General features: G+C 47.2%; 11 protein-coding genes. 5 read left to right on the plus strand and 6 right to left on the minus strand.

The annotated features are described in order from the left end of the window. Positions 1-324, minus strand: a complete 324-nt coding sequence (locus QL223_RS08285; RefSeq protein WP_002540252.1) for an HI1450 family dsDNA-mimic protein — start codon at positions 322-324, stop codon at positions 1-3. Between the two features lie 445 nt (positions 325-769). Here QL223_RS08285 and QL223_RS08290 point away from each other — a divergent pair, with 445 nt between their 5' ends. Next, a complete protein-coding gene (locus QL223_RS08290; protein ID WP_239643991.1) occupies positions 770-1,567 on the plus strand; it encodes a hypothetical protein in 798 nt (265 codons plus the stop codon). Positions 1,568-1,904: 337 nt separating this feature from the next. Continuing rightward, positions 1,905-3,221, plus strand: coding sequence for a YjiH family protein (locus tag QL223_RS08295; RefSeq protein ID WP_281544482.1), 1,317 nt, complete (start codon positions 1,905-1,907; stop codon positions 3,219-3,221). A gap of 59 nt (positions 3,222-3,280) precedes the next feature. On the opposite strand, the gene QL223_RS08300 is transcribed toward QL223_RS08295, so the two are convergent. Together QL223_RS08300 and QL223_RS08305 are read right to left on the minus strand one after the other, a co-directional pair. Next, a complete protein-coding gene (locus QL223_RS08300) occupies positions 3,281-3,523 on the minus strand; it encodes a hypothetical protein (protein ID WP_002540256.1) in 243 nt (80 codons plus the stop codon). Positions 3,524-3,857: 334 nt separating this feature from the next. Further along, positions 3,858-4,085, minus strand: a complete 228-nt coding sequence (locus QL223_RS08305; RefSeq protein ID WP_281544447.1) for a hypothetical protein — start codon at positions 4,083-4,085, stop codon at positions 3,858-3,860. Positions 4,086-4,281: 196 nt separating this feature from the next. Here QL223_RS08305 and QL223_RS08310 point away from each other — a divergent pair, with 196 nt between their 5' ends. Both QL223_RS08310 and QL223_RS08315 read left to right on the plus strand, forming a co-directional pair. Then, positions 4,282-4,875: a cob(I)alamin adenolsyltransferase gene (locus tag QL223_RS08310; protein WP_281544448.1), complete on the plus strand. Its 594-nt coding sequence runs from the start codon at positions 4,282-4,284 to the stop codon at positions 4,873-4,875. Between the two features lie 87 nt (positions 4,876-4,962). Beyond that, a complete protein-coding gene (locus QL223_RS08315; protein ID WP_281544449.1) occupies positions 4,963-5,328 on the plus strand; it encodes a GFA family protein in 366 nt (121 codons plus the stop codon). A gap of 69 nt (positions 5,329-5,397) precedes the next feature. Here the strand turns inward: QL223_RS08315 and QL223_RS08320 are convergent, their stop codons facing one another. Further along, complete coding sequence (locus QL223_RS08320; RefSeq protein ID WP_281544450.1) at positions 5,398-6,681, minus strand: DASH family cryptochrome; 1,284 nt, start codon at positions 6,679-6,681, stop codon at positions 5,398-5,400. 453 nt (positions 6,682-7,134) lie between these two features. On the opposite strand from QL223_RS08320, the gene QL223_RS08325 reads away from it, so the two are divergent. After that, complete coding sequence (locus tag QL223_RS08325) at positions 7,135-7,476, plus strand: hypothetical protein (RefSeq protein ID WP_002540261.1); 342 nt, start codon at positions 7,135-7,137, stop codon at positions 7,474-7,476. Between the two features lie 88 nt (positions 7,477-7,564). Here the strand turns inward: QL223_RS08325 and QL223_RS08330 are convergent, their stop codons facing one another. Further along, positions 7,565-8,203 carry an OmpA family protein gene (locus QL223_RS08330; protein ID WP_281544451.1) on the minus strand — a complete coding sequence of 213 codons (639 nt, stop codon included), beginning with the start codon at positions 8,201-8,203 and terminating at the stop codon, positions 7,565-7,567. Next, positions 8,200-9,606: a TolC family outer membrane protein gene (locus QL223_RS08335; protein WP_002540264.1), complete on the minus strand. Its 1,407-nt coding sequence runs from the start codon at positions 9,604-9,606 to the stop codon at positions 8,200-8,202. Before QL223_RS08335 ends, QL223_RS08330 begins: the two co-directional genes overlap by 4 nt. Positions 9,607-9,931: the final 325 nt, after the last annotated feature.

Genomic DNA, 9,931 nt, shown 5'->3' on the forward strand with positions numbered 1-9,931 from the left:
TTATTCTGCTGCACGTTTCCAAAGCATATGACAGAACTTCTGCTCTGGGTCACGGCTGATCAGCATGCGAACCAACACATCGTCCAACGTATCGCCTGATGTCAGGCCAATGCGGATTTCAACAAACACTTCGCGGTCTACTTCAAAAGCTACGTGGCCTTCCCAGTCACTTTCCGCTTCTACGGCAACACCAGCGCCTTCTTCGTCGAAGCGTTCTTGATAAGCCAGCATGTCATCGTAGTCGAGATTGTCTTCTGCCATTTCGTAGAAGATTTCAAAGGCAGTATCGAGGGTTTCGTCAATTGACAGTAAAGGCGTTTCCATGGAGGTCTCTCAGGATGTCTGAATTTGTGCCATTACACCACGGTGTCGAAGATTTCCCAATCACCACAAACACCAATTGGCGATAAAGGCAGCGATAAGTCACTCGATTTCATATTGATACCAGCATCTTGGGTTTCTTAGGGGATATACCCAAACAACCTGAAGATGCAGGATTCAGCGAGCTTGACTGGCGTTGTGATCGTGGCGTTCCTTTGTAGGTGTAGTCATCTCCATCAAAAAGGAACAACAAAGAGCACGGCGTCAGTCAACTCGCCCAAAGGGAGGGCCTCAATGCGCCCACTTCTTCGTTAAATTCCACGGAAATAGAACCACCGTTCCTCGTAAAATTTGCCTCGAATTGAACGCATTGATGACCTCTGAATCCGAGCATCTCCAGGTCGTTTGGGTATAGAATATAGAAAACTAGAGCTGCCCGAACGAGGACATGCCTTTGTACAAGAACAAGCCGCGTGGTGGCCTGTTACCTGAGTTGGATAACGAAAGACCATTTCAAGCTGATTATGTTGAACCGATAGCGGCTTCTGTCCGCCAGATTAAGTCAGCGATGGGTGACGAACTTTTTCATAGCCTTTATCTGTCTGGCGATGTGGCTAGAAGAGAAGCAGGGGAGACTGCTGACCTCACCTTGCTGTTGGTCTGCACACGCGCTTTAAATGTGCAGGAGTATGCAGCGCTGAACACTGTTCGTTGGCGTATTGAACAATCCAGCGATGCCTTAAAGCGTGTGCTTATTGATGTCGTACCACTAAAAGATGTGACCAATCTAGCCAATATTTTTCGCTGGGGGTTCTTCCTGAAACATTGCTCGGTGAACTTGGCAGGAGAAAACCTCAGCAAGAGCTTTGGACACTTTGAAGTGAGTTGGGAAGTGTCGAAGGCAATGAATGATGATTTGGCCCCGAGACTCAAAGATTTACGGCAGAAAATTGCGGTCGCAACCAAATGGGGGACGCAACTCGACGCCGCTCAGGAAGCCGCCGAGCGGTTAATCAAAGCCAGCTTTGGGTTGGTCGCGCATAAAGAGCAGAACTGGCAGTTTGAATTGAAGCCCGCTTCTGAGGCTTTTCTTCAACATTACCCTAATAAATCGCTAGAAATAGAGCGACTTTTCTATTTGATCGAACGTAAGCCCGTGAAAAAACGCGCTGTCGTTGCCCTGATGGACAGCTTCGGTGCATGGGTTGAATCCGAATATGCAAAGATCGATCGTAAAATAGGATAGTTATTCACTTTTGTGACTAGGGGAAGCCCATCATAAACCGGCTATTTAAAGCCGGTTTTTTATGCGTCCGATTAGGTATACTTACATACCATTAACACTTAATGCGTTAAATATATACAATATTTGAATTCATAATAGTCAATTGAGCCAATGTGGTGAAATTATTCAAAATATATGACTATTTATTGTTTACATAGAAAACGGGTTGCATTAATCTTGCGCTCAATTAGTCACTTTTAGTGAATATCTATTTCGCCCAACGCATTGCTCAGGAAGTATTGCCATGCAAAAAACAGAAGAACTAAAAACATCGTCTTCATCAACACGGAATCTGTTGATGTTCTTGGTCCCATCATTGCTGGGCGTACTGCTGTTTATGACGCCAATTATGATCGATGGTGGCTTTACGATCCCTATTGCCGTGCTGGCGAAGTCGCTTTTGGGGCTTCTTGGTCAGAGCGCGACCATCGTGGTGACTAGCATCATCCTCATTAGTGCATTGGGTTCAGTGCTGGCGCTGGCGACAAAGCCACGCTTCATTACAGAATCAAAGTTCCTGTCAGGCTTGTTTTTGGCAACACCTGTTTGGCTGACAGTGCGTTTGTTGGGGGCAGCGTTTGTCGTCATGGCGTTTTTCGGTTTTGGTCCTGAACACGTGATTGGCGGTGCTACCGGCGGTTTCGTCCTGGGCGATCTGCTTCCGACTCTGCTTTCTGTCTTCGTTTTTGCAGGTCTGTTCCTGCCGTTGCTGACCAACTTTGGCCTTCTTGAACTGATTGGTACCTTCATGACCAAAATCATGCGTCCATTGTTTGGTTTGCCTGGCCGCTCCGCGGTGGACTGTGCCAGCTCTTGGCTGGGTGATGGCAGTGTGGCAATCCTGATGTCGAGCAAGCAATACGAGCAGGGTTACTACACCGAACGCGAAGCAGCCATTGTTGGCACAACTTTCTCTGTTGTTTCAATCAGCTTTAGCTTGGTGGTCATTGCACAGGTCGGTCTGGAACACATGTTTGTCCCATTCTACCTGACGGTGTGTCTGGCGGGCTTTGTGGCTGCGGTTGTTGTGCCGCGTCTTCCTCCACTTTGTTGGAAAAAGAACTCCCTGGTGAATGGCGAAGAGAAAACCTTTGAGCATGAATCTCTGCCAGAAGGCGAAACCCTGTTCTCCTTCGGTGTGAAAAGCGCGGTTAACCGAGCTTCTCATATCCGCTCTTTGGGTGATGTTCTGAAAGAGGGATTCCAGAACGCTGCTGACATGGTGTTTGGTGTTCTGCCTGTGGTGATGGCGATTGGTACTTCTGCACTGATCATCGCTGAATACACGCCAGTATTCACCATTCTGGGTATGCCATTTGTTCCTCTCCTGGAATTGCTGCAAATCCCTGAAGCGGTCGCTGCATCTGAAACCATGCTGATTGGTATTGCAGACATGTTCATTCCAGCGGTTCTGGCGGCGAACATTGACAACGAAATGACCCGTTTTGTTGTAGCAACCCTATCTGTGACCCAGCTGATTTATATGTCTGAAGTTGGCGCACTGCTGCTGGGCAGTAAGATCCCGGTGAAGGTTTGGGAATTGGTGATGATTTTCATCCTGCGTACTTTAGTGACTCTGCCAGTCATCGCCGGTGTCGCGCACCTTATCTTCTAAAAACCCAATAAATCAGTAAGAAGGCGGTCGGTTGACCGCCTTTTTGTTTCTTTGCAATACTACTCACTGACCGCTTCTTTTGCGTCTTTCTCTGCGTCTTCGGTCATCGCTTCCGTCTCTTTTTTGGTTTCCTCTAACAACAACTTTGCTTCGGATTCGGCAGAGTCGGCTACCGCTTCCATTTGGGCTACGCGTTCCTGTGCGACTTGTTCAGCCTGTTGTCCGGCAGTTTCTGTGGCTTGAGAGCCAAACGGAGCGACAACAAACAGCATGCTGAGAAGGGCCAATTTGGATGATTTCATTGTGACGTTCTCCATGTGAGATATTTATGCAGCCAGATATACCCAAACAACCTGAATCCAGCACCTTAAGGTTGTTTGGGTATAAGAATATGCAGCGAGCGGAATATCAGAGCGTCTCATTGTCGGCAATCCCACTCAAATTTAGGGCGAAAAAAAGCGACCGCGTTGTGGGTCGCTTTTTCATCTTCAAGAAGTAGGTTTAACTTACGTTTTCGCAGGCTTTTTCTTTGCCTTTACACTTCGCCTTGTTTTTCAGGTGCTCACGTTTCTTTTCGGCTTCTTTTTTCATCATTTCGCGTTTTTGCTCCGCGGCTTTCTTTTTATTTTCAACCATTTATTCTTGAGATTGTTTCTGCGCTTCGCGCTCCATTTCAGAAATGTCTTTAGCCGACTCCCGCTCAATTTCCGCCAGATCACGCTTTGCAGCTTCTTCAAGTTTTTTCAGTTCATGAACTCGCGCTTGTTCAATTTTTGCCGCTTCTTTTGACGCATCGTCTGCGCTCGCGGTAAAAGGTAAAGCAACAAAAACTGATGAAATGAGGAGGAGGTGTCGTAAATCCATTATGTCGGTCCTTCAAAGTGTTAATACATTGCCCGTGGACGATGTTTGTCGATATAAAGTACCTATTCAAAGAGTGTACGCAGTGTCTCAGTTGAAAGACTTGTTCTGAGGTTATGATGAATCTGGTGTTCCGTTTGATGATTACCTCGCGGGTATGACGGACAATGGCTGGTTCAATGAGAATAAGAAGAACATTATGAAAATCATTCTATTACACGGACTGTACATGCATGGTGTTGCCATGTTGCCCTTGGAAAAACGCTTGGAAAGTGCAGGTCATAAGGTTTTGAATTTGTCTTATAACACCGTCGTGCCCGATCTGAGCGGGTTGTTCAGGGCGATGGACAACTTTATTGATGGTGATGACATCGCGATTGTTGCGCACTCCATGGGAGGTGTTATTACGCGGGCTTATCTCGAAAATGGCAGCGACATGTCTAAGTGTGTAAAAACGGTTATTACCTTGGGCACTCCACACAAAGGCTCAAAGGTCGCCGCGTTTTTTAAAGACATAGGGATCGGTGACTTTATGTTTCAGGAGTCCAGCCGCTTTCTGATGCCGGAACAAGAGCCCACATGGCCGGAGGGCTCAACGCTTTATAGTATTGCCGGGGATATGCGTATTGGCCCAGCAACGGTGTTGGTTCGCGATGAAGAGTCAGATGGCACCGTGCTTGTTGAAGAAACGAAAATTGATGGAATGACAAGCCACGAAGTCTTTCCGTTAACCCATTCAGCACTGATTTTTGCCAAGCGGGTGAGTGAGCGCATTTTGGAAATTCTCGAGTAAAGAGAAACGCTCAATAAAGGGACGTTTATTCATTGTTTCGGTTGCTATCGTGTCAATGTCAGTTAGCGAATGGATGCATGAATAGATATGGAACCGAAACGTCAGGTCAATACCTACAGGGGCAGTTGCCACTGTCAGGCAGTACAGTTTGAAATTGATACCGATTTCCCTGAGCTCACAACCTGTGATTGTTCAATCTGTAGCAGGAAAAACGCCTTGATGGTGAAAGTGCATGAATCGTCGATGCGTATTCTTGCCGGAGAAGACGCACTGACGGCTTATCAATTTCATACTCACACAGCGACACATTACTTTTGCAAAGTCTGCGGTATTTATCCGTTCCACCGAAAGCGTGTGACGCCTGACCATTTTGGTGTGAATGTCTTTTGTCTGGAAGGATTTGATCAGGATGGAATTCCGGCTCGGGCCACGGTAGGCAAGGGCATGGCTTAGTCATCTCTGGTTTCTGTTGGCAAAGAATGTGCAAGGCGACATAAAGTCGCCTTGCACATTCTTTGAGATTCAATACTTCAACAAGCTTTCTGACGATTTCGAGTTGGCCCATTTTTCAACGAAGGTACCTTCAGGATCATAAATCTCTGTTTGCTTCTCCAGATTGAAATGACGTTGACCACGGGGATCTGCGCCAACACCTGCCAGGTATTGCCAGTTGCCGTAATTGGTCGCAACATCAAAGTCTATCAACTGTTGTTCGAAGTAAGCGGCACCGAATCGCCAATCCACACCCAGCTCATTGACCAGACATGAAGCGACAATCTGACGTCCGCGATTCGACATGTACCCGGTCTGGTTCAGTTGACGTATGCAGGCATTCACAATGGGATATTCTGTGGTGCCTTGTTCCCAGGCCTTGTAGTTTTGACAATAGTAAGTGGTAAGAGGGCGTTTGTTCTTAATGCCCTCAAATGCAAACATGCTGGCGCCATGGTAATGCATCATCCATTGGAAGTATTCGCGCCACAGCAGCTCAGCATACATGGATTCGGTGGAATCAGACCGTCCGTGACGATACTCGTAGTTGTCCAATTCCGCAGCGACAATACGGGGAGATATTGAACCGTTTGCCAACCATGCGGATAGACGGGACGAGAACTGCCAGCCATCCAATCCGTTGCGGGTTTCTTTGTAATTTTTCAGCCCTTGTGTTTTCCAGAAGAATTGGTTCAGTTGGACCATGCCGGAATCTTCACCGCCATGATACGGCGTCAGGTCGTAAACAAACTCTTGGCCACCCCAGATATCACGACGCTCATCAATGTGCTTAGGCAGTGACTCGGGTGCGCTAATAGGAATGCAGGGGAGAATGTTCTGCTTTTCTACGTGTTTTCTGAACTGGCAGAAAGTTTGCGGGAAAGTGGTTTTATCAAATGTAAATTGGCTACGAAGAAAAAGTGAGAAGCTTTCGCTGACACTGACCTCACAACCGAGAGTTCGCGATAAGTAAGCCACTTGCTGGCGTTCATAAACACCGGGATGGTCAGTCACAGCCAAAAGATCGATACCGTGCTTTTTGCAAAGGTCTGGTATCACTTGAAGGGGATTCCCCACTTTAACAACCAGGCGTTGTTTACGCTTTTTGAGTTCACGTTCCAGTGCACGTAGAGATTGGTATAAGAACTCTTCCCTGAATCTTCCCAAGTGACGCGATTGAAAATGAGCGGGTCTAAACCATTCTGGGTCAATCACGTAAACCATGAGGGCTTGGTCACAGCGCCGGGAGAGGGCGACGAGTGCAGGGTTGTCTGCCAATCGTAAATCATGTCTAAACCATAGAAGCCCTTTCATACCGTCTCTCCTTTGTAATTGGTCATTGCGAACAGAAGGGTGGTTTCTAGTTGTCGATTCACCTCCTAAATCATGAGTACGCAATTAAACGTCAACGGAGTGCAGACGATTAAACAGGTGAGATGCATGTCTCACAGTTAAAGCGTAGCCCAGCGTTGATAAAGTCAAGAAGCCTTGAGAATGAAATGTGTGCGAGATCAACCTGATGCTTAAAGCGGGTTAACGCCCCAATGCCGCGTTGCGCGGTGACTCGGGCTGAGAGGGTTTAGTACTCAAGACTGATACTTTTTCCGAAACACAGGATATTTATGAGTACAGTTTTACGAAGTTGATTATAAGTCTGTCAGACTTTTTAACGGTTTTCGTCCCAATGTGCGCCCCTTAGGATTAACAGATCGTTTCATATCACTATATTGGGAATGATTATCGTTGAAGTTAATACGGAACAATCCAATGAGTGTGACTGGTCAAGATTTATCGGGCTTCGTTCGTCGGGCGCTGCTAGGCATTTCAGGTATTCGGGAAGAAGTCGACAATGAACGCATTTACTTTTTCCAGCATGATCGACTGTTCAGCATCGTAGATGATGATGGCTTGCAGTTCATTGTCGGAGATGAGTGCATGAAAGAAGCGCTGCGAAGACCTGGCGCGTTGCTTGAACAACCAAGCGGCAAGCGCTGTAAAGGCGTTATTCGGGTTACCCCCGACAAGTGTACCGAGACAGATTTGGATTTCTGGTTGTTATTGGCGTTACCTACCAACCAAGGAACGCTTGATCCGGTTGTCCTGCATTAAAAGCAGTGAATGACTCAATCAGCGATAAAGAAATAAGTGATAAAAGAAAAGGGCCGAATCGGCCCTTTTTCTGTTTCTGAACGTCGCATCATTTTGCGGATGATGACGTGTAAATCGTCCATTTGTTGACGACTTCGGATTCTGATACTTTCACACTCGCCGTTACGCGGCGACTGAGAATGTCAGACTGCTCCTGAGACTGGGCAAGAATGGGGTCCGCTTCGCCAAAACCGATGATTCGAACCCGATCCGGCCTAATGCCTTGTTTGATCAGCGCGCTTTTTACGGCATTGGCTCGGCGTTTTGAAAGCGCTAGGTTGTAATCTGGGTCACCCACCACGCTGGCGTAACCGTTAAGCTCAACCACGATGTAAGTGAAAGACTTCATGAATCGGGCGAGGTCACTCACTTCGGCGATAAAGCTTGCTGGGATCTTTGCTGAATCATTAGCAAACAGAATATGCAGGTCATCACGGGCGCTGATTTCCAGTTCTTCGGAGCAACCATCATTGTTAATGACTGCACCAAGAGGGGTGCCTTCACAGGCATCCCGGGCGTTAATCACACCATCTCTGTCATCATCCAACAAATCGTCATGCTGTTTGGCAACAGGGGCTTGTGAAGCGCTGATGGAACAACCCGCCAGCACCAGGGCCGCGATGATCAGAAATACACTGCTGAGAGCTTGCCGAGACAGGCCAGCGTATCGCTGAAAAGCGTTCATCATTCGGTGTCTCCTTGTTTATCTTTGCCGTCCTTGCCGTAGACCGAAGTTTGCCACTCTTCTGGTGTATCAACGCGCAGTTCATCAAGCAGCAGGCCAGTGGCGTTCAAGACGCGGTACTTTGAATAAATACCGGTGTAATGAGAATCAATGTATGAGCGGCGCGCATCAAACAACTCGTTTTCTGTGTTGAGCAGATCAAGCAATGTGCGTCGGCCAATCAAATATTGCTTTTCGTATGCTTCAAGCGTCTTAGAGGCTGAATCAACGTGTTGTTGTAGGAACTGTGTTTGTTTCTCTGCCAACTCTTTCGCTGTCCATGCCAGACGCGTACTTTCATCCAACAGACGATGTGCGTTGTGGCGAATGTTCTTCGCTTTGTTTATTTGGTAAGCGGCACTGCGTGCTTCCGCCGCGTCGGTGCCACCGTTATACAGGTTGTAGCGCATGCGCAGCATGGCCTGAAACTCGTCGGTATCACCTGGCTGACCATCTAACTCTTCACCCCATTCCTGAGAGGCTTCAATGCTAAACGTTGGGAAAAAGTCGCCTTTAGCCTGTTTGTACTGACGGTGTGCGGCTTCTACATCATTCGTTGCAACCTGAATAACGGGGTTGTTTTCTTTTGCGATGGTCAGTGCTTCAACCAGTGTTGGCGGAATGAAAAGTGCATCGACTTCTGGCAGAACCAAATCGAGAGGAGATGCGCCCACAACGCGTTCAAACTCGATAACAGCGTCATCGAGATTGCTCATCGCAGACAACAAATTGGTTTGTGCCTGTGCCAGACGACCTTGAGCCTGAGAAAGATCCGCGGTGGAACTGATGCCCGAATCCGCGCGCTTTTTGATATCACCAAAGATACGCTCATGGGTTTCCAGGTTCTTTTGGGAAAGATCCGTAATCGCCTGAGTGCGCAAAACCTCAATATAGGCCTCTGTCACGCTAAGTGCGGTGTCTTGAGCATCTGCTAACAGTTGAAAGCGCTGAGCTTCAGCTTCTGCTTTAGTGCGTTTGATGTCGTTATAAGTAATGGAGCCGTCCCAGATTAACTGGCGAAGACTCAACCTTACGTCCCTGGGATGATAAGTCCCATCGTTGTTGTCACTGTCGTATTCGGAATAACCAATACCAGCGTCGAGATCGACAGAAGGCAGATAACCACCTTCCGATGCATCGATATCCGCTTCACGACTTTTGAACTCGTTATAGGCTTCTCTGATTGTCGGGTTTTGTGAAAGTGTCGTTGCAACGGCTTGCTCCAATGATTGTGCATGCACGGTTGCTGCTAAACCGGTGCTACAAAGTGCAAATGCAATAACACTTAATGTCGGTTTCCAAGCTTTAGGGAAACGTGATGTTCTTGCCAAAAACCGCAGTCTAGAGTGGGTGTTACGTTGCTTCATGAATGCTCCCTCAAAGCGAAATTAGACCCTGCGTAAAATTTGAAAAGTCAAAACGCTAAAATGTGGAAAGAAAACTGGAGCCAACTGCCATTTTTTCACCTGTTTTTCTTCTCCTGAAACTGCTCGGATGCATTGATATATGGACAGGTGTGTGACCACAAATTGCGATAAATTACATGTTCGACTTAACAACGTAAAAAGTAGGGCATGTTCGAAAATAATTGACCCCCTAAAACGGGCTTTATCGCTTTTCTATCGTAAATGAGACAGGTCAAAGCAAACTTCTAAAGGCCAAACTGTCTGGGAGGCATTAATTTTTTACCAA

Origin of the sequence: Grimontia sp. SpTr1 (assembly GCF_947387585.1) — a bacterium.
GTDB lineage: Bacteria > Pseudomonadota > Gammaproteobacteria > Enterobacterales > Vibrionaceae > Enterovibrio > Enterovibrio indicus.

Coding starts and splice junctions, on each gene's coding strand:
- QL223_RS08285 (WP_002540252.1), bottom strand. CDS start 324: ATGGAAACGCCTTTACTGTCAATTGACGAAACCCTCGATACTGCCTTT.
- QL223_RS08290 (WP_239643991.1), top strand. CDS start 770: ATGCCTTTGTACAAGAACAAGCCGCGTGGTGGCCTGTTACCTGAGTTG.
- QL223_RS08295 (WP_281544482.1), top strand. CDS start 1,905: ATGTTCTTGGTCCCATCATTGCTGGGCGTACTGCTGTTTATGACGCCA.
- QL223_RS08300 (WP_002540256.1), bottom strand. CDS start 3,523: ATGAAATCATCCAAATTGGCCCTTCTCAGCATGCTGTTTGTTGTCGCT.
- QL223_RS08305 (WP_281544447.1), bottom strand. CDS start 4,085: ATGGATTTACGACACCTCCTCCTCATTTCATCAGTTTTTGTTGCTTTA.
- QL223_RS08310 (WP_281544448.1), top strand. CDS start 4,282: ATGAAAATCATTCTATTACACGGACTGTACATGCATGGTGTTGCCATG.
- QL223_RS08315 (WP_281544449.1), top strand. CDS start 4,963: ATGGAACCGAAACGTCAGGTCAATACCTACAGGGGCAGTTGCCACTGT.
- QL223_RS08320 (WP_281544450.1), bottom strand. CDS start 6,681: ATGAAAGGGCTTCTATGGTTTAGACATGATTTACGATTGGCAGACAAC.
- QL223_RS08325 (WP_002540261.1), top strand. CDS start 7,135: ATGAGTGTGACTGGTCAAGATTTATCGGGCTTCGTTCGTCGGGCGCTG.
- QL223_RS08330 (WP_281544451.1), bottom strand. CDS start 8,203: ATGATGAACGCTTTTCAGCGATACGCTGGCCTGTCTCGGCAAGCTCTC.
- QL223_RS08335 (WP_002540264.1), bottom strand. CDS start 9,606: ATGAAGCAACGTAACACCCACTCTAGACTGCGGTTTTTGGCAAGAACA.